Origin of the sequence: Micromonospora sp. M61, from assembly GCF_018070245.1 — a bacterium.
GTDB lineage: Bacteria > Actinomycetota > Actinomycetes > Mycobacteriales > Micromonosporaceae > Micromonospora > Micromonospora zamorensis.
The window spans coordinates 128,823-148,647 of record NZ_JAGPYA010000004.1 but is presented as its reverse complement, the minus strand read 5'-3'; the positions used below and the strand labels follow the sequence as shown (position 1 = coordinate 148,647).

The 19,825-nt window shown below is 72.7% G+C and carries 15 protein-coding genes; 11 read left to right on the top strand and 4 right to left on the bottom strand.

Annotated elements, in window-relative coordinates:
- Positions 1-6 precede the first annotated feature (6 nt).
- Positions 7-930 (bottom strand): RNA polymerase sigma factor, encoded by a 924-nt coding sequence (locus KBX34_RS04015; protein ID WP_210923324.1) that lies wholly within the window; start codon positions 928-930, stop codon positions 7-9.
- Between the two features lie 94 nt (positions 931-1,024).
- On the bottom strand, positions 1,025-1,993 hold the full coding sequence (locus tag KBX34_RS04010; RefSeq protein WP_210923322.1) for a YafY family protein: 969 nt from the start codon (positions 1,991-1,993) through the stop codon (positions 1,025-1,027).
- A 62-nt stretch (positions 1,994-2,055) separates the two neighbouring features.
- Between KBX34_RS04010 and KBX34_RS04005 the strand changes: the two genes are divergently transcribed.
- From KBX34_RS04005 to KBX34_RS03995, 3 genes are read left to right on the top strand one after another with little or no spacing between them, the layout of a single operon-like run.
- On the top strand, positions 2,056-3,189 hold the full coding sequence (locus KBX34_RS04005) for an epoxide hydrolase family protein (protein WP_210923320.1): 1,134 nt from the start codon (positions 2,056-2,058) through the stop codon (positions 3,187-3,189).
- Positions 3,186-4,355: a winged helix DNA-binding domain-containing protein gene (locus KBX34_RS04000; protein ID WP_210923318.1), complete on the top strand. Its 1,170-nt coding sequence runs from the start codon at positions 3,186-3,188 to the stop codon at positions 4,353-4,355. The genes KBX34_RS04005 and KBX34_RS04000 overlap by 4 nt, the downstream gene beginning before the upstream one ends.
- A 37-nt stretch (positions 4,356-4,392) precedes the next feature.
- Positions 4,393-5,136, top strand: a complete 744-nt coding sequence (locus tag KBX34_RS03995; protein WP_210923316.1) for a YqjF family protein — start codon at positions 4,393-4,395, stop codon at positions 5,134-5,136.
- Positions 5,137-5,158: 22 nt separating this feature from the next.
- Here the strand turns inward: KBX34_RS03995 and KBX34_RS03990 are convergent, their stop codons facing one another.
- Entirely contained in the window at positions 5,159-6,136 is a 978-nt protein-coding gene (locus tag KBX34_RS03990) for an aldo/keto reductase (protein WP_210923308.1), read from the bottom strand.
- 143 nt (positions 6,137-6,279) lie between these two features.
- Here KBX34_RS03990 and KBX34_RS03985 point away from each other — a divergent pair, with 143 nt between their 5' ends.
- From KBX34_RS03985 to KBX34_RS03955, 7 genes are all read left to right on the top strand, one after another.
- Positions 6,280-6,882: a dihydrofolate reductase family protein gene (locus tag KBX34_RS03985; RefSeq protein WP_210923306.1), complete on the top strand. Its 603-nt coding sequence runs from the start codon at positions 6,280-6,282 to the stop codon at positions 6,880-6,882.
- A 90-nt stretch (positions 6,883-6,972) separates the two neighbouring features.
- A complete protein-coding gene (locus KBX34_RS03980; RefSeq protein WP_210923304.1) occupies positions 6,973-8,322 on the top strand; it encodes a cellulase family glycosylhydrolase in 1,350 nt (449 codons plus the stop codon).
- A gap of 233 nt (positions 8,323-8,555) precedes the next feature.
- The gene (locus KBX34_RS03975; RefSeq protein WP_210923302.1) at positions 8,556-11,225 is read left to right on the top strand and encodes a carboxylate--amine ligase/circularly permuted type 2 ATP-grasp protein; all 2,670 of its coding nucleotides are present in this window, start codon (positions 8,556-8,558) and stop codon (positions 11,223-11,225) included.
- A 99-nt stretch (positions 11,226-11,324) separates the two neighbouring features.
- Entirely contained in the window at positions 11,325-13,103 is a 1,779-nt protein-coding gene (locus KBX34_RS03970) for an N-acetylglutaminylglutamine amidotransferase (protein WP_210923299.1), read from the top strand.
- Complete coding sequence (locus KBX34_RS03965; RefSeq protein WP_210923297.1) at positions 13,104-14,948, top strand: prolyl oligopeptidase family serine peptidase; 1,845 nt, start codon at positions 13,104-13,106, stop codon at positions 14,946-14,948. It abuts the gene before it with no gap.
- A gap of 17 nt (positions 14,949-14,965) precedes the next feature.
- Positions 14,966-15,544, top strand: a complete 579-nt coding sequence (locus tag KBX34_RS03960; RefSeq protein WP_210790053.1) for a hypothetical protein — start codon at positions 14,966-14,968, stop codon at positions 15,542-15,544.
- A gap of 73 nt (positions 15,545-15,617) precedes the next feature.
- A complete protein-coding gene (locus KBX34_RS03955; protein WP_210790051.1) occupies positions 15,618-16,172 on the top strand; it encodes a dihydrofolate reductase family protein in 555 nt (184 codons plus the stop codon).
- Positions 16,173-16,177: 5 nt separating this feature from the next.
- On the opposite strand, the gene KBX34_RS03950 is transcribed toward KBX34_RS03955, so the two are convergent.
- The gene (locus tag KBX34_RS03950; RefSeq protein WP_247671420.1) at positions 16,178-19,219 is read right to left on the bottom strand and encodes a BTAD domain-containing putative transcriptional regulator; all 3,042 of its coding nucleotides are present in this window, start codon (positions 19,217-19,219) and stop codon (positions 16,178-16,180) included.
- A gap of 121 nt (positions 19,220-19,340) precedes the next feature.
- Here KBX34_RS03950 and KBX34_RS03945 point away from each other — a divergent pair, with 121 nt between their 5' ends.
- Entirely contained in the window at positions 19,341-19,613 is a 273-nt protein-coding gene (locus KBX34_RS03945) for a GlsB/YeaQ/YmgE family stress response membrane protein (RefSeq protein ID WP_210790049.1), read from the top strand.
- Positions 19,614-19,825 lie beyond the last annotated feature (212 nt).

The window sequence follows — 19,825 nt, the reverse complement described above, 5'->3', positions numbered from 1 at the left end:
GTTTCTTCAGACCAGCGCCGGGACGGGGTGGAAGAGGGTGAGGCGGCGCACTCGCCCCTCGCGCAGCACCTGCAACCACAGCGCCGCGGGTGGGCAGTGCTCCGGGTCGTCGGGCGGGCTGATCAGGTCGGTCTCCCAGATCAGCACGTCGCCGCTGGCGGCCACGTTGCGCAGCCGTTGGCGTACCCCTGCTGTCAGGTCTCGGTTCATGCCCTGGATCGCCAGGTCACGACCGCCGCGCGGGCCGCCCGGCACGACCATCTCGGCGTCCGGCCACCAGCTCTCGCGAACCACCCGGTCGAAGTCGCCGCCCATCGCCGTCGCGATCATGTCGCGACCCTCCCGCCACCGCGATTCGGTCGCCGCGGTGACGTCGGTGTGCGCCGCGGTCGCCGCCGCGCGGAGGCCGCCGGCGAGCGCGCGGCGGGCGTGGCTGAGGCGGCTGCGGACGGTGCCGACCGGCACGCCGCACACGGCCGCGATCTGCTCGTACGACGACGCGTCGCTGAAGTAGCGCAACAGGGTGACCAGCCGGTCCGGCTCGGACAACTGCCCGATGGCGTGCCACACCCAGTCGCGCATCGCGCCCCGCTCCAGTGCTTCCTCGGGGGTGGGTGTGTCGGCGGGGCGGGCGAACCAATCCGGTTCGGCGACCGGGACGGCTCTGGGCCCTCGCACGGTCATCCGACTGTTGTTGCGGACGATGGCACGCAGCCACGCGCCGACGGCGGCGGGGTCGCGGACCTCGCCGATGCGACGCAGCGCCACCACCATGGCGTCCTGCACGGCGTCCTCGGTGTCCGGGCCGTAACCGAGGACGCTCAACGCGACGGCCCGCATCTCGGCCTCGTGCCGGGCCAGCAGCGCTCCGAGTGCCGCCGCGTCTCCCGCCTGCGCCAGCGCGACCAGTTCCGCGTCGCTCTGCGTCACGCCCAGTTCCTCCCCGAAAGACCGATTTAGTACGCTTGTGCTCGACCAAGCGTACGGCGGGTCGGCGGGCCGATGCCCCGGCTCGGCGGCCGTCCTACGCTGTGGATGGGCTGGCGGCGCGGGTGGCTCGGACCCCGAGCTGCCGCAGGTGCGCGATCAACTCCGGCGGCTCGTGCACCTCCACGTCGCAACCGAGAGTCAGCAGGCGCCACGCCAGCCACTCCAGCGTGTCGGCGTTGCTGCGCAACAGGCAGGAGGTCGCGTCGATCGGCTCCAGATCGACGCCGGCGCCGCCGAGCGGGCCCGCCATCCGCTCGACCGGCGCGTACAGCGTCACCACCGCCCGGTAGACGGGCGTCAGCTCAAGCAGCTTCTCCGTCATGAACGAGGCGGCGTCCGACGCCGGCAGTTGCCGGGCGGCGACCCGGGTCCGGGTGTGCCGCAGGTCGGTGATCCGGTCGACCCGGAAGATCCGCCAGTCGTCGCGGTCGTTGTCGTAGCCCACCAGATACCAGCGCCGACCCGCCGACACCAGCTTGTACGGCTCGACGAGCCGTTCGGTGTCCACGCCGTCGCGACGGCGGTAGGTGAACCGCAGTTGCTCCCGGTTGTTGACGGCGCCGGCCAGCGCGCTGAGGTGCGCCGGGTCGACAGTCGGTCCCGCCCAGGTGAGCAGCGGTTCGGTGGCCGCCCCGAGCGCGCTGACGCGGTGCCGCAGCCGGGACGGCAGCACCTGCTCGAGCTTTGTCAGCGCCCGTACCGAGGCTTCTTCGATGCCGGCCACCGCATGACCGGCGGCGGTGCGCAGACCGACAGCGATTGCCACCGCCTCGTCGTCGTCGAGCAACAGCGGAGGCATCGCCTTGCCGGCCACCAGGCGGTAACCGCCGATCGCCCCCATCGTCGCCTGCACCGGGTAGCCGAGGTCGCGCAGTCGCTCCACGTCGCGGCGAATGGTGCGCAGGCTGACGCCGAGCCGGGTGGCGAGTTCGCTGCCGGGCCACTCGCGCGGCGTCTGCAACAGCGACAGCAGGCCCAGCAGTCGGGCGGGGGTGTCGGACATGACCTCAGCTTGCCAGCGATGTGTGACAGAACCTGTCCTATATGGCTCGTAGCGTTTCCGGCATGACGCCATTTCGCATCGACATACCGCAGTCGGACCTGGACGACCTGAGTGACCGGCTCGCCCGCACCCGGTGGCCCCGCTCGTTGCCCGGCACCGGCTGGAGCCGCGGGGTGCCGGTGGACTACCTCCGCGAGCTGACCGAACACTGGGCGAACGGTTACGACTGGCGGGCGCACGAGGCGCGGCTCAACGACCTGCCCCAGTTCGTCACCGAGATCGACGGCTTGGACGTGCACCTGCTGCAGGTCCGCTCGCCGGAGCCGGACGCGCTGCCGTTGCTGCTGACACACGGCTGGCCGAACTCCGTGGTCGAGTTCACCGAGCTGATCGGCCCGCTGACCGACCCGCGCGCCCACGGCGCGGATCCCACGCAGGCGTTTCACCTCGTGGTGCCGTCGGTGCCCGGCTACGGTTTCTCGCAGGCGCCGCCGGCCGGGTTCACGATCGACCGGCTCGCCCGGATGTGGGCCGAGCTGATGGCCAACCTCGGCTACCGCCGCTACGGCACCCAGGGCGGGGACCTCGGTGCGTACGTCGCGCCGCGGGTGGCGGCGGTGGCGCCGGAGCGGGTGGTCGGCGTACACATCGACGGTGGGTTCGGCTTTCCGACCGCCGCCGACGTGCCGGAGATGAGCGCGACGGAACGCGCCGAGTGGGAGCAGATGCAGCAGTGGATGAGCGGTGGCGTGGACCATCACGCCCTGCTGCGAGCGGCGCCGCAGACGTTCTCGTACGCCTGGAACGACTCGCCGGTCGGGCTGCTGGCCTGGATGATGCAGAAGTTCAAGGAGTTCACCATGACGGTGCCGACGCCGGAGCAGGCCATCGACCGGGACCACCTGCTCACCAACGTGAGCCTCTACTGGTTCACCGGCACGTCGGGAACGTCGTCGTGGCCCATGTACGAGCGACTCACCGTCGCCGACGACGGCGGATTCGCCTGGCCCACCGGCCAGCGGCGGGTGCCGTCCGGTGTGTACGGCGGCGGGTCCGCGCTGATGCGCCGCCTCGCCGAACGGGACAACACCATCGTCCACTGGCCGCAGGGCAACCCGGGCAGCCACTTCGTGGCCATGGACGAGCCGCTGGCGCACGCGGCGGACATCCGCGCGTTCTTCAAGGGCCTGCGATGACCGACCTGAGCTGGGCGCAGGTGTCCGCTCGACGCCTACAGCGGCACCGGCTCGGCACACCGGTGGTGGACGCGGCACCGGAGGCGGCACCGGACGCCGGACGCGTCGCCGACGTGGTGTCGACGATCTGCGGCGCGCACGCCCAGATCGCATCCGCCGCCGAGCTGTCCATCGGGCTGCGGGTGCCGGGCGCGACCCGCGCCCTGGTGCGCCGGGCTTTGTGGACGGACCGCACGCTGGTCAAGACCCGTGGGCCGCGCGGCACCGTGCACCTGCTCGCCGCAGCGGACCTGCCGATGTGGGTCGGCGCGCTGACCGCGTTGCCGACCCCCTCGTGGGAGCGCAGTGCGGTCCTGCTGACACCCCGGCAGACCGAGCAGGTCCTCGCGGCCATCGCCGAGGCGGTTGCCGAGGCCGACCTGACCACCGCCGAGCTGACCGAGGAGATCGTCGCCCGCACCGGCCCGTGGGCGGGTGACCTGGTCATGGAGGCGTTCCAGGACAAATGGCCCCGGTGGATCGCCGCGATGACCGCCGCCACCCGGGGCGGAGTGATCTGCTTCGGCCCGAATCGCGGTCGGGTCAGCACGTACACCAGCCCGGCCCGGTGGCTGCCCGACTTCGCGCCGATGCCCGGTCCCGCCGCCCTGGCCGCACTCGTCCGCAGTTACCTGCACGCGTACGGGCCGGCCACCCCGGCACAGTTCGCCCGGTGGATGGCGGTGCCCCCGGGGTGGGCGACGTCGCTGTTCGACTCGCTCGACCTGGCCGAGGTGACAGTGGAGGGCACCCGGGCCTGGGTGGCCGCCGACGACACCGAGTTCCCCGACGACCGGCCGTCCGGGCTGCGACTGCTGCCCTACTTCGACGCGTACGCGGTCGGCTGCCACCCCCGCGAACGGCTCTTCCCCGGTCCCGCCGCGGAGCGTGCGCTCGCCGGTGGCCAGGCCGGCAACTATCCGGTGCTGCTGATGGACGGGGTGGTCGCCGGGGTGTGGCATCAACGCCGCTCCGGCCGCTCGATCCACGTCACTGTCGAGCCGTTGCGGACGCTCGACGCCGCCCGGCAACGGGAGCTGGCGGAGGAGGCCGAACGCATCGGCGAGATCCTGGAGGGCAAGGCGTCGCTGACCATCGGCACCGTCAGTGTCGGTCCGCACGCCTGAGACCACGCCGGCCCACCGCGTGGGCGAGGATGAGAGCGTGCACCCCGAACCGGTCGACCACTCGCCCCGGCAGTCGTTCCCCTGGGCCGTCCTGGGCCAGCGCTGGGAGGACCTCACCTTCCTGCACTGGGCCGTCGACCCGGCGCTCGTCGCACCGCTGCTGCCGGCCGGAACCCGTCCGGACACGCTGGACGGCGTCAGCCACGTCGGGCTGATCGGCTTCCGGATGGTGGGGCTGGGCTTCGGGCGGGGCCCCGGTGTGCCGTACTTCGGCACCTTCTGGGAGACCAACGTCCGGCTCTACTCGGTCGACGACCTCGGCCGGCGGGCCGTCGTGTTCCGGTCGCTCGACGCGTCCCGCCTGGTGCCGGTGCTGGTGGCACGGGCGACGCTGCGGCTGCCGTACCTCTGGTCGTCGATGCGGATGGACCGCGACGGTGACCGCCTCACCTACCGGTGCCGGCGACGCTGGCCGGGCCCGGCGGGCACGACGAGCCGGATGGTGGTGCGGGTGGGGGAGCAGGTCGACGACCCGACGCCCCTTGAGCATTTCGTCACCGCCCGCTGGGGGCTGCACACCCGGGCGTACGGGCGCACGCTGCACCTGCCGAACTGGCACCCGCGCTGGCCGCTGCACCGGGCCGAGGTGCTGCACCTCGACGACGAGTTGGTTGCCGCCGCCGGGCTGCCGGCACCGGTCGGCCCGCCGGTCAGCGTGCTCTACTCGCCCGGTGTCGGGGTCAGGTTCGGCCCGCCCGTGGCGGTCCGGCGGCCCGGCTGAGTGGAGCCGGGCCGCCGGGCTGTCAGTAGCGACCGCCCTCGGGTGCGGGCAGGGCGTCCAGGTCGGCCAGGTCCTCGGCGCCGAGCCGGACGTCGCCGGCGGCGCAGTTGTCCGCCAGGTACTTCGGGGTCTTGGTGCCGGGGATCGGAATGACCTGGTCACCCTGGGCGACCACCCAGGCGAGCGCGACCTGCGCGGACGTGACGCCGGCCCGGTCCGCGATCTCCCGGACCCGGGCGACGATGGCGAGGTTGGCGCGCAGCGCGTCCTGCTGGAAACGCGGCAGGCCACGACGGAAGTCGTCGGCGGGCAGGTCGTCGAACGAGGTGAACCGGCCGGCGAGGAAACCGCGACCGAGCGGGGAGAACGGCAGGAAGGCGATGCCCTGCTCGGCGCAGTACGGCAGCACCTCAGCCAGCGGGTCGCGGGTCCACAGCGACAACTCGGACTGCACCGACGCCACCGGGTGCACCGCCTGGGCTCGCTTGATCTGGGCCACCGTCACCTCGGACAGCCCGATCTGCCGGGCCTTGCCCGCCGCCACGACCTCCGCCATCGCGCCCCAGGAGTCCTCGATGGGCACCTCCGGGTCGACGCGGTGCAACTGGTAGAGGTCGACGTGGTCGGTGCCGAGCCGGCGCAGGCTCTCGTCGATCGCCGCGCGGATGTGCTCCGGACGGCCGTTGTTGCCGATCTTCGGCGAGTTGCCGGGACCGCCGGTGGGGGAGGTCGCCACCAGGCCGACCTTCGTCGCCAGGACGGCTCGCTCCCGGTGGCCGCCGGCCAGCGCCCGCCCGACCAGTTCCTCGTTGGTGTACGGCCCGTACACGTCGGACGTGTCGATCAGGGTGGCGCCCAGGTCGAGCGCTTGGTGGATGACCGAGATCGAGGTGTCGTCGTCGCGGGGGCCGCTGATGTCGTATCCGTGGCTCATGCCCATGCACCCGAGGCCGATGACGCCGACCTCGGGACCTGCGCTGCCCAGCGTGGTGGTTCGCATGCGCCCCACGCTACGACAGTCGACGCGCCGCGAAAATCTCGCCGGACGTGTCGAGGATGCTCACGTCAGCTTCGACCATAGGTTGAGGGCCGGGCACCCGGTCTCGCCGATGAGCCGACACGGCACGGACAAGGAGTGGATCGATGACGAAGGTGACGACCGAGGCGACGATGTCGTTGGACGGCTACATCGCGGACGCGTCCCACGGCGGCTTCGAGTACCTCTTCCAGTGGTACGAGAACGGTGACGTCGAGACGCCGACGGCCAACCCCGAGCTGACCTTTCGGACGTCCGCCGCGAGTGCCCGGCATCTGCGGGCTCTCACCGAGCGGACCGGCGCGCTCGTCGTCGGCCGGAGGCTCTTCGACATCACCAGCGGGTGGGGTGGCCGGCATCCGTTGGACGTGCCCGTCGTGGTGGTCACGCACAACGTTCCCGAGGGCTGGGCACCCGAGAACGACTCCTTCGTCTTCGTCACCGACGGCATCGAGAGCGCCATCGCCCGGGCGAAGGCGATCGCTGGCGACAAGGACGTCGGCGTCAACGGTGGCACCATCGCCGCCCAGGTCGTCGAGGCCGGCCTGCTCGACGAGGTGCACGTCAACCTCGTCCCGGTCCTGCTCGGCACCGGCATCCCGCTCTTCGCCGACCTGAAGATCGCGCCACTTCAGCTGGACGGCCCGTTCAGCGTCGTCGAGGGTCACGGCGTCACCCACCTGACCTACCGGGTACGCCCAGCGGCCTGAGCGCCTTGCCCCCATTGGCATTGATCGATATTGTGCGCGAAGGCGCCGCCCCGCCTCAGACCACCACCGTCGATCCGAAGCGGGTTCCGCATGCGCGCACTGAGACTTGTCACGACCCTGGCCGTCGCCGGCCTGCTGGCCGGTGGGGTGGCCATCACCGCCACCCCGGCCAGCGCGGCGACCGCCGTGTTCTCCGTGACGAACAACTGGGGCAACGGCTACCAGGGGCAGATCACCGTCACCAACGACACCTCCACACAGATCACCAGCTGGCGGGTCGAGTTCGACCTGCCGTCCTCCTCGACCGTCAGCCAGTCGTGGAACGCGCAGCAGTCGACCTCCGGCAGCCGCTACACCTTCACCAACGTGTCCTGGAACGGCACCCTCGCCGCGGGCGCCTCCACGTCGTTCGGTTTCCTCGTCAACGGCTCCGGCACCCCGGTCAACTGCACGGTGAACGGCGCGTCGTGCGCCGGCGGCCCACCCCCGACCACGCCGCCCCCGACGACCCCACCGCCCACGACCCCGCCGCCGACCACCGGCACCCCGGTCGAGCGGTACGGGCAGCTGCGGGTCTGCGGCACGACGATGTGCGACAAGACCGGCGCACGGGTGCAGCTGCGCGGCATCAGCAGCATGTGGCTCAACTGGGAAACCGCCCCGTACGCCGAGAACGTCTCCGCGCTGACCTGGATGCGGGACAACTGGAACCTCCAGGTGATCCGCGCGGCGATGGGCGTGGAGCCGGCGGGCGCGTACCTCAGTGACCCGGCCAAGGCGCGTGCACAGGTGGAGACCATCATCAACAACGCGGTCACCGCCGGTGTGTACGTGATCGTCGACTGGCACGCCCACGAGGCGCAGAACAACCAGTCCCAGGCGGTGGCGTTCTTCGGGGACCTGGCCCGCCGCTACGGTCACCTGCCCAACGTCATCTGGGAGCCCTACAACGAGCCGTTGCAGGTGAGCTGGACCAACGTCATCAAGCCGTACCACCAGGCGGTGGTCTCCGCGATCCGCGCCGCCGACCCGGACAACATCGTCGTGCTCGGCACCCCGACCTGGTCGCAGGACGTGGACGTCGCGGCGGCCAGCCCGGTCACCGGCACCAACCTGATGTACACGCTGCACTTCTACTCGTGCACGCACGGCGCGTCGCTGCGGGCCAAGGGCGATGCGGCGATCCGCGCCGGCCTGGCGCTGTTCGTGACGGAGTGGGGCGCCAGCCACGCCGACGGTGGCCTGGACGGCCGATCCTGCCTGCCGGAGGCGCAGTCCTGGATCGACTGGATGAAGACCAACGGCATCTCCTGGACCGCGTGGAAGCTCGACGTCGGCACCGACACCACCAACCTGCTCAGCCCCGGCGCGCCGGTCACCGGCGGGTGGAACAACTACCTGCACGGCCACGCGCCGTTCGTGGTCGCCAACATGAGGTGATCCCGGCCGCTCCCAGGCCGTGATCGACACGCGTTCACTGATGTCGGGGTATCCGGATCGACGGGATACCCCGACATCACCATGCCCGTCGACCCGGCAGGAGCGTGCTGCGCGTCGCTGAGCAGCCCGGCCAGAACGGCGCGTCACCTTAACGCGCTGGAAACACCCCCGGTACCAACCCTGGGAACGCTCGTCGGACAGCCGAGACCACCGACACGCGAACCGGGGTGACCATGGCCGACAACACCACGAACGTGCCGACGTTCGACGGGTCGATGGGCCGGTCCGGCAACGGCCGGACGCTGCCCACGCCCCGCACAAACCCGGTCGCGTCGCTGGACGACGGTGACCCGGCGGACCTGGCCACGATCGGCGTGGAGGAGGAGTTCCACGTCGTCGACCTGCACACCCGCGAGCTGGTGCCCCGGGCCGGGGAACTGCTCGACCGGCTGCCGGCGACCTCGTTCACCGCGGAACTGCACCGCAGCGTGGTGGAGACCAACACCGCGGTCTGTCGCACCCTCGACGAGATCCGCGACGAGCTGACCAGGCTGCGTCAGCTCGCCGTCCGGGTCGCGGACCGGGCCGGGCTGGGCATCGTGGCGGCCGGTACGGTGCCGCTGCGCGCCGACGGGGACCCGAGCGTCACCCCCACCTCCCGCTACCGGCGGATGCTCGACGAATACCAGTTGCTCGCCCGGGAGCAGTTGATCTGCGGCGCGCAGGTGCACGTCGGGGTGTCCGACCGGGATCTCGCGGTGGCCGTCACCCGCCGGGTCCAGCCGTGGCTGCCGGTCCTGCTCGCCCTCTCCACCAGCTCGCCGTACTGGATGGGTCAGGACAGTGGTTACGCCAGCGTCCGGTCGCTGGTCTGGCAACGCTGGCCCACGGCGGGGGACCCGGGCGAGGTGACCAGCGCCGCGGACCACGAGGCTCTGGTCGCCGAGCTGATCTCCTCCGAGACCATCACCGACCCCGCCATGATCTATTTCGACGTCCGGCCGTCGGCCCACGTGCCCACAGTGGAGCTGCGGATCACCGACGCCAACTCCGACGTGGAGACAATCGTCCTGCTCACCGGCCTGTTCCGGGCGCTCGTCCGGCGGGAGGTCGCGGCGCTGCGCGCCGGGGTCGAGCGCACCGGCGTACGACCACCGGTGCTGCGCGCCGCCGTGTGGCGGGCGGCCCGGTCCGGGCTGGAGGGTGACCTGCTCGACCTGCCCCGCTCGGCCCGGCCGGTGCCGGCCGCCGAGGCGGTCCGCCGCCTGGTGACCGACCTGCGTCCGCAGTTGGAGGCGACCGGTGACTGGGAGCAGGTCAGCGAGCTGACCCGTCACGGGCTGGAACGCGGCAGCTCCGCCGCGCGGCAGCGGCGGGCGTACGAGCGGCGCGGCCGGTTGGCCGACGTGGTCGACCTGCTCCTCGACGAGACCCGGGGCCGGATCCGGGGGCCACTGCCCGGAGTGTCGCCGCTGCCCGTCCTTCCCACGTACACCGACTCGTCCGACGAGGTCTTCGGGCCCGGCGGGCCGGAGCCCGCGTACCGTCCGTTGCTGGCCGCCCTGCGCGGCCTCGGCGCCGGCGGCCTGCGTCAACGGGAGAACGACCGGGACGAGGAGCAGCGGGCCCGCGGTGTGACGTTCAGTGTCGCCGGCGAGGCGAGCACCCGGCTCTTCCCCGTCGACCTGGTGCCGCGCGTCGTGCCCGCCGCCGACTGGCGGACCCTGCGCACCGGCCTGGTGCAGCGCGCCCGCGCCCTCGACGCGTTCCTGGCCGACGTCTACGCGGACCGGGCCGTGGTGGCCGACGGCGTCGTGCCGGCATGGGTGGTGGAATCCTCGCCCGGTCTGCGCCCGACCGGGGCGCTGATGGGCCGGAGGGGAACCCGCGCCCAGGTGTCCGGCACCGATCTCGTCCGGGACCCGGATGGCGGCTGGTACGTGCTGGAGGACAACCTGCGGGTGCCCTCCGGCATCGGCTACGCGGTGCAGAACCGCCGGTTGACACAGGCGGTGCTGCCGGAGCTGCCGGTGCCGGCCGATCTGCTGCCCGCCGACGAGACACCGGCGATGCTGTACCGGGCGCTGGTCGCCGCCGCGCCTGCGGCTGCCGACGATCCCGCCGTGGTGGTGCTCAGCAGCGGTCCCGGTGATCCCGCGTGGTTCGAGCACCGGCTGCTCGCCGACGAGATGGGCGTGCCCCTGACCGAGACCAACGACCTGCTGGTGGAGGACGGCCGGGTCCGGCTGGTCCGCGAGGGCTGCCGCCGCGAGGTGGACGTGATCTACCTGCGGATGGACGAGGAGGCGCTGCTGCACGCGCCGGGCGCCGACGGGGTGCCGCTGGGCTGGCCGCTGCTCGCCGCGGTGCACGCCGGGCGGCTCACGTTGGCCAACGCGCTGGGCAACGGTGTCGGCGACGACAAGGCGCTGTACGCGTACGTGCCCCGGCTGATCGAGTACTACCTGGGCGAGAAGGCTCTGCTGGGGGACGTGCCGACGTACCTGTGCGGGCTGCCCGAGCAGCGGGCCGAGGTGCTGGGCCGGCTCGACGAGCTGGTGCTCAAACCGGTCGACGGGTACGGCGGCGACCGGGTGGTGATCGGCCCCCGGGCCGAGGCGGAGGAGCTGGACGCCGTCCGGGAGCAGATCCTCGCGGCCCCGCACCGGTGGATCGCCCAGGAGATGATCGCGTTGACCACCCACCCGGTCTTCGACGGCACGGCTCTCGCCCCCCGTCACGTCGACCTGCGGGCCTTCGTGTTCCTCGGCGACACCGCCGAGGTCGCGCCGGTGGCGCTGACCCGGGTCGCGCCGGCCGGCAGCATGATCGTCAACTCGTCGCGAGGCGGCGGGTCCAAGGACACCTGGCTGCTCGGTGGAGACGAACGGCCGTCGGTGTAACCCACGCTTGACCCGCCCGTCATCGGGACGCAACCCGGTCCGCCAAGCCTGGACCCGTCAGCGGCCCGAGCGGACCCGAGCCGAACAGAGGTGCGTGGCATGTGCGGTATCGGAGGCGAGTTCCGCTTCGACGGGACGCCACCCGACATGGCGGCCGTCGAGCGGATGCTCCCCGCCCTGGCCTCCCGTGGCCCGGACGGTGAGGGCCGGTGGCAGCAGGGGCCGGCGGCCCTGGTGCACCGACGGCTGCGCATCATCGACCTCTCGGACGCGGGCGCCCAGCCGATGGTCGACGACGAGCTGGGTCTGGCCGTCGTCTTCAACGGCTGCATCTACAACTACCGGGAGCTGCGCGACGAGCTGATCGCCGCCGGTTACTCCTTCCGGTCCACCTCGGACACCGAGGTGATCCTCAAGGCGTACCACCGGTGGGGGACGGCCTGCGTCGAACGGTTCTACGGGATGTTCGCGTTCGCCCTGGTGGAGATGGCCACGCACACCCTGGTGCTGGCCCGCGACCGGCTCGGCATCAAGCCGCTCTACCTGGCCGAGGGGCCGGGGCGGGTCCGCTTCGCCTCCACCCTGCCGGCGTTGCTCGCCGCCGGTGACGTGGACACCGACCTCGACCCGGTGGCGCTGCACCACTACATGAGCTTCCACTCGGTGGTGCCCCCGCCGCGCACGATCCTCGCCGGGGTGCGCAAGCTCCCACCGGCGACCGTGCGGGTGATCACCGCATCCGGCCGGAGCACCGACACGCTGTACTGGCGGCCGCAGTTCACCCGGGCCGCGGCCGATCCGATGTCCGCCGACGAGTGGCAGGAACGGCTCATGGCGGCGTTGCGCACCGCCGTACGCCGACGGATGGTCGCCGACGTGCCGGTCGGCGTACTGCTCTCCGGTGGCCTCGACTCCAGCCTGATCGTCGCCCTGCTGGCCGAGCAGGGCCAGACCGGGCTGGCCACCTTCAGCATCGGCTTCGAGGCGGCGGCGGGGGAGAGCGGGGACGAGTTCCACTACTCCGATCTGGTGGCCCGTCACTTCGGCACCGACCACCACCAGATCCGCATCGGCGCGAGCCGGTTCGTCCCCGCCGTGCACGACGCCATCGCCGCGATGAGCGAGCCGATGGTCAGCCACGACTGCGTCGCGTTCCACCTGCTGTCCGAGGAGGTCTCGCAGCGGATCACTGTGGTCCAGTCCGGGCAGGGCGCCGACGAGATCCTGGCCGGCTACGACTGGTACCCGCCGATGGCCAACGTGGCCCGGGCGGACGCCGTCGAGGCGTACGCCCGGGTGTTCTTCGACCGTCGCCACGACGCGCTCGGCGGGCACCTGGCGCCCGAGTGGATGCTCGACCACGACGCGAGCCTGGAGTTCGTGGCCGCCCACTTCGCCGCACCGGGCGCGGACACCGCGCTGGACGCGGCCCTGCGGCAGGACAGCCTGGTGATGCTGGTCGACGACCCGGTCAAGCGGGTGGACAACATGACGATGGCCTGGGGGCTGGAGGCCCGGGTGCCGTTCCTCGACCACGAGGTCGTCGAGTTGGCCGCCGCCTGCCCACCCGGGATGAAGCTGGCGCAGGGCGGCAAGGGCGTGCTGAAGGCGGCGAGCCGGGGCATCGTCCCGGACGCGGTGATCGACCGGCCGAAGGGCTACTTTCCGGTGCCCGCCATCCGGCACCTCTCCGGCCCGCTGCTCGACGACGTGCGCGACGCGCTGACCGCCCGGCCGGCCCGCGAGCGGGGCCTGTTCCGCAAGGACTACCTGGAGGAGTTGCTGGACGCGCCCAATGCCCGGCGGACCACGCTGGGTTCCAACGCACTCTGGCAGCTCGGGTTGCTGGAGCTCTGGTTGCAGCGGATCGGGGTTTAGATGAGCGTACGGACCGAGGTGCCGCGCACCGCCCGGCGGGCCCGACCCGTCGGGCACCGGCCGGCACCGCCGCTGCCTCCCGGCGAGGACCACGCGCCCGCGCCGTCCCCCGACGGTCGCCGGGTGGCGTTCCTCTCCGACCGGGCCGGCGCGCCGGGCGTCTGGGTCCGCGATGTCGACGCCGCCGAGGCTGTCGCGCTGCCCACCGGCGACGACCCGGTGCTCGCGCTGAGCTGGTCCCCGGACGGGCAGTGGCTGGCCTGCGTCGTCGCCCCCGGCGGCGCTCCCCGCACCGAGCTGTGGGTGCTGCGCCCGGACGGGTCACGACGCCGCCAGGTCGCCGGGTTCGGCCGTCGCAGCGCCGCGTTGGCCGGCTGGCTGCCCGAGGGCGCGGTCCTGATGATCACCGAGACCGACGAGCACGCCCGGGCCGTCCTGGTCGACGCGGGCACCGGGCACCGGCGGGTGCTCGCCGAGGGTGACCTGCTCACGCTCCTGGACGTCGCTCCGGACGTCGGCATCGCCCTGCTGCGCCGCGGCCCGCGCAACGCGCGCTGGCTGGAACTGCTCGACGTGGCGACAGGCGTCCGACGGCGACTGTTCCCGGACACCGGCCAGGGCAGCACCGACCAGGGCTGGTTCGGCCCGGACGGGACCAGCGTGCTGGCCCGCACCGACGCGTTCTCGGAACTCGCCGCGCTGCTGCGGGTCGACCTGACCCGACCGGAGCAGCCGCCGACCCGGCTCGCCGGACGACCGGACGCCGAGTTGGAGCAGGCCGTGCCGAGCGCCGACGGGCGGCGGGTCGCGCTGCTGTGGAACACCTACGGTGGCCGCAGTGAGATGAGCCTGCTCGACCTCGCCAGCGGCGTGCAGCGGGCCGTGGTGGCACCGGGCGAGGTGCTCGACGACGCCGTCTTCGCCGCCGACGGTGACCTGCTCTGCGTCACCGCGCAGGGGCCGGTGCAGCCTCGGGAGGTCTGGCTGGTGGACCCGACGTGCGGGGCGCTGCGCCCGCTGCGGCCGGACACCGGTGTGGCGCGTACCGGCGACGGCGGGGTCGCGCCGCACCTCGTCGACCTGCGTGCCCGCGACGGGTTGCCGCTCTCCGGCTGGCTCTACCGCCCGGTCGGGCCGGGTCCCTGGCCGACCGCCATCAGTCTGCACGGGGGCCCGGAGGCGCAGGAGCGTCCCTGCTACAACCCGTTGTTCCAGGCTCTCGTCGCGCAGGGCATCGCCGTGTTCGCGCCGAACGTGCGCGGCTCGTCCGGCTTCGGCCGGTCCTTCGTCGCGGCCGACAACCTCGCCGGCCGGTACGGCGCGATCGCCGACGTGGCGGCCTGCGCGGACTTCCTCGTCGACAGCGGCGTCGCCCGGCCCGGCCAGCTCGGCTGTCTGGGCCGTTCCTACGGTGGTTACCTGGTCCTCGCCGTGCTGGTGAACTTCCCCGGGCTGTTCGCCGCCGGGGTCGCCGAGTGCGGGATCTCCGACTTCCACACCTTCTACGCCGGCACCGAGCCGTGGATCGCCGCCGCCGCCGTCAGCAAGTACGGCGACCCGCAGCGCGACGCGGAACTGCTGCGTGACCTCTCGCCGATGACCCACCTCGACCGGCTCGACGTGCCGGTGATGCTCATCCACGGCGCCAACGACACCAACGTGCCGGCGGGCGAGTCGGCGCAGGTGGCGCAGGCCCTCGCCGCCCGGGACGTGCCGCACGGGCACCTGGTGCTCGCCGGCGAGGGGCACGACTTCCTGAAGCGCGCCAACGCCGAGGCGGCGCGTACGGCCACCACCGCCTGGCTGACCCGGCACCTCGCCGCGGCCACGACCACCGTCGGCTGAGGCGTTATCCTGCGCCGGTGGAGGTCACGGCGCAGGGCGAGCGGTTGGCGTCCGACCTCGGTCGCGCTCTGGCGGACCTGACCTTCGTCGACCTGAGCGCCGACGAGGTCACCGCGCGGGTGATCGACTCGGTGGTGGGGTGGGCCGAGGCCCAGGGCTGGCGGGTCTACCGGCGCGCCCCCAGCGTGCTGCCGTTGCCGCCGCCGCTGGAGCAACGGCACTCGGTCCTGGACGTGGCGTGTGCCCGCCCGGACGGCCCGCCGGTCGTCGTGGAGGTCGACCACACCGACCGGGCCCGTACGGTGCAGAAGTTGCGCGCGGAGGCGGACGCCGGCCGGATTCCGATCTGGGTGCGGTGGGGTGTCGGGCGTTTCACCGTGCCGCCCTTGCCGGTGCGGATGGTGACCGTCGAGGTGACCCGGCGTGCCGGGCCGGCGGGGCACGGACGCCTGCACAGCCGCACCGGCGATCGCCCCGCGCCGGCGCACTCGACCGGCGGCGGCACGGTGGCCACGCAGGCGCTGCCCATCCCGCTGACCGACCCGCTGGCGCAAGCGGCTCCAGGCGCGGCCGGGGACGCCGGTAAGGGCACCTGAAGCGAATCGTAAGCGGGCATTGGCAGAGTTCTGGGTGTCACCGGAGAGCACGACAGACAACCAGGAGATCCCGATGCGCAAGCTCATCAACTCGACCTACATCACCCTCGACGGCGTCATCGAGAACCCCATGTGGACCATGCCGTACTTCGACGAGGAGGCCGCCAGCCTCGCCGGGGCGCAGACCACCGAGGCCGACGCGATGCTGATGGGCCGAGCCACCTACGACGGCATGTCCGCCGCCTGGCCGACCAGGGACGAGAGCGACCCGACCACCGGCGCCGCGTACTTCAACAACGTCAAGAAGTACGTCGCCTCGACCACCCTGACCGACCCCACCTGGAACAACACGGAGGTGCTCCAGGGCGACCTGGTCGAGGCGGTCAGCGCGCTCAAGGCCCAGGAGGGCAGGAACATCATCCAGTACGGCTTCGGCTCGGTCACCGCGCAGCTGATCCGGGCGGGCCTGGTGGACGAGGTCCGGTTCTGGATCCACCCGGTGCTGGAGGGCGGCGCCAACCTGACGGTGCCGCTGACCGACTTCAAGGCCTCGTTCGACCTGGTCGACACCCGGGTGCACAAGAGCGGCGTGATCGTCGCCTCGTACGCGCCGAAGACGCCGGCCTGACCAGATCAGAGCTGAGCCCGGGCCTCGCTCGGGCTCAGCTTCGCGCCCTCGGCGAGCAGCGCGTCGAACCGCTGCGGCCCGAGTGCGGCCCGCAGGCGTTCGGTCGTCCGGTCGGTGTCGTCGCGTTCGGCCGGCGCGGCGGGGGACTGCGTGGCTAGTCGGGCAGCGGCAGCGGCGCCCAGCAATCGGGCGGCCACCTCGGGGGAGCGGACCGCCGCGGCCATCCCCTCCAGGGGGCCGACCGCGTCGCGCATCGTGGTCATCGCCTCGGCGGCCTCGAACGCCTCGATGTGCAGGGCCAGCGCGGCATCCGGGTCACCGCCCTGCTCGAGGGCGTAGCCCAGCTCCACCAGGACCATCGGCAGGTAGAGCGCGGGTTGACTCTCGCCCCGGCCCAGGTCGGCGAGGTGGCTGAGGTGGGTAACGGCCAGGTCGAGCTTGCCATCGCGGCGGGCGGCCAGCCCGAGGCTCATCTCCGCGAAGACCAGCGCACCGGGCGAGCCCTGCTCGACCGCCAGGGCGTACGCGCGTTCGGCCAGTTCCCGACCCTGGGCGTAGTCGCGGGTCTGCACGGCGAGCCAGGCCAGCCAGGACAGCTCTGCGCAGACCTGCGGCCACAGCGCCAGCTCCTCGGCCCAGCGCAGCCCCTCGCGGTGCAGCGCGGCGGCGCGCTCGTGCTCGCCGCGCATGTCGGCCAGGCCACCCACCCACTCGGTGGCGCGGAGCCGGCCCCACCGGTCGCCGAGGTCGGCGAAGAGCGCGGCGCTGCGGGTCGCGGTGTCCTCCAGGGTGGCCTGGTCACCGTTGGCGTGCGCGATGTGGGCCAGGGAGGTGAGCACCGCGGCCTCGGTCCACCTGTCGACGGTGGCGGTGGGCAGCAGCTCCGCCGCCAGGGCCAGGTCGCCGTGCTCGATCACCGCGTTGGCCGCGAACCACGCGGCGTGGCCGCCCGGGTCGGCGGCCACCGCGGCGCGTACGTCGTCCGGCTCGGTCGCCTCGCCCTGCGACAGGGCGAACCCGACCCGCCAGGGGGCCGCCCGGGTCTCCTGTTCCGGGTCGCCCGGCACGGCCAGGGCTCGCCGCGCCTCGGTGAGCCGGCCGCGCAGGTGCCAGTACCAGCTCAGCGCGACCGCCAGGCGCAGCCCTCCGCCGTGCACCAGCGCGGATCGCAGGTTCGCCATCTCGGCGTCCAGCAGCGCCAGCCACCGCTGCTGGTCGGCCCCGCGCAGCTCCGGGTCGGCGCGCTCGGCCAGCTCCGTGTAGTAGGTGGCGTGCCGGGTGCGCACGGCGTCGGCGTCGGTCAGTCGGTCCAGGCAGAACGCCGCGACCGATTCGAGCAGCCGGTAGCGCGGGTTGGCGCCGGAGTCGTCGAGCACCACCAGCGACCGGTCCACCAGCCGGGCGAGGGTGTCCAGGTCGGTCCCGCAGACGTACTCGGCGGCCTCCGGGGTGCAGCCGTCCCGGAACACCGCCAGCCGGGCCAGCACCATCCGGTCGGTCTCGTCGAGGAGGTCCCAGCTCCAACCGATCACCGCGGTCAGCGTCCGCTGCCGGGGTGGCACGTCCCGCTGCTGGGTGGTGAGCAGCCGGAAGCGGTCGTCGAGCCGTTCCACCACACCGCGCACGCCCAGCGCGCGCACCCGGGTCGCGGCCAGCTCCAGCGCGAGCGGCAGGCCGTCGAGGCGGCGGCAGAGCTGCGCGACCGCGGCGGCGCTCTGCCCGTCGAGGCGGAACCCGCGCTGCTGCGCGGCGGCGCGGGCGGCGAACAACCGGGCCGCCGCCGAGCGCCGGACCGTGCCCAGGTCACCGTCATCCGGCACGGGCAGTGGGGGTACCTCCCAGAGCAGTTCACCGGTCAGCCCGAGTGGCTCCCTGCTGGTGGCCAGCACCCGCAGCCCGGGCACCTCGCGCAGCAGCCGGGCGACCAGCTCGGCGACCGGGTCGATGACGTGTTCGCAGTTGTCCAGCACGAGCAGCAGGTGTCGGTGCCGCAGGGTCGCCACCAGCCGGTCGGCGGGGGACATGCTCGTGCCGGCCGCCTCGTAGCTGCCCAGAGCGGCGAGCACCTGCTCGGCGACGAGCGCGTCACCGGCGGGCAGCGGGGCCAGCTCGACCAGCTGGACTCCGTCGGGAAGGGACTGCGCGCGGGCCGTCTCGACGGCCAGTCTGGTCTTGCCGACGCCACCCGGCCCGACCAGCGTCACCAACCGCTGCCGGGACAGCAGCTCGCCCAACTCGGCCAGCGCCTCGGCCCGCCCGACCAGCTCGTCGAGCGGGGCGGGAAGGCTGGTGCGGATGACCGCGGCCTTCGGCGGGGCGTTGAGGGCGGCGTCCTGTTCGAGGATCCTGCGGTGCAGGGCGACCAGCTCGGGGCCGGGGTCGAGGCCCAGCTCCTCGGCGAGCCGCTCCCGCAGGTCGGCGTAGCTGTCCAAGGCCTCAGACTGGCGGCCGGCCGCGTACAACGCGCGGAGCTGCACCGCCCGCAGGCCCTCACGCAGCGGATGCCGGGTGACCAGCTCGGCGAGGTCGGCGGCGACCAGGTCGTGTTCACCCCGGGCCAGCCGGGCCTCGGCCAACCGTTCGTGGACGGCGAGGCGCTGCTCGGCGAGGCGGGTGGCCTCCGCGCGGACGAACTCGGCATCGGCCACGTCGGCGTACGCCTCGCCGCGCCACAACGCGAGGGCATCGGTCAACCGCTCGACGTCGGTGCACCGTGCCAGCTCGTCGAACCGGGCGACGTCGACCGCGTCGACCCGCAGCAGATAGCCCGGCGGCCGGGACTCGACCAGCTCGCGGGCACCCGGCTCGGCGTCGTTGAGCGCCTTGCGCAACTGGGACACCCGCACCTGGAGGGCGCCAGCGGGGTTGGCGGGGCAGTCCTCGCCCCACAGATCGTCGATGAGGCGGTCCGCCGAGACCACCTGATTGCGGTTGACCAGCAGGTCGGCCAGCAGCGCGCGTACCTTCGTGCCGGGCACCACCACCGGCTCGCCGGCGTCCGTGGTCACGGCGAGCGGCCCGAGCACCCCGAACTGCACGGCGGTCATCCTAACGCCGGTAAGGCGGCCTGAAGCCGACCGCAAGATTGAAGATCCAGAGGCTGTTTCGCGGCTCGTTGCCCGGGGCAATCAAAGGCCGACGACATTCCCCTCGCAAAGGACGACTTCCGTGGAAATTACCGGCTTCTTCGCCGCCATCATCATCGGTCTGATCATCGGCGTGCTGGGCCGGCTGGTGGTGCCGGGCAAGCAGAACATCCCGATCTGGCTGACCCTGCTCATCGGTGTGGTCGCGGCGATCCTCGGCACCCTCGTCGCCGGTGCCCTCGGTGTCGACGACACCAGCGGGATCGACTGGATCGAGCTGATCCTGCAGGTCGTCTTCGCCGCTGTCGGCGTGGCGATCGTCGCCGGTGCCTACGGCCGGCGCCGGGTGCGCTGACCTCTCACACCATCGTGGCGGCCCGCCCTCCTCAGGAGGGCGGGCCTCGCCGTATCCGGACTCCGAAATGGACCGACCGGTACCGGCGCCAAGTTCGCCGTCCGTGGTCATGGCGGGCGGCCGGATTAACGGGTAGAAAGATGTCAACCCCCTTCTGGTCCGGCTCAACTCCGGCGGCAGGGGTCAGAGAGCGCTCTCACCGCCCCCAGCTG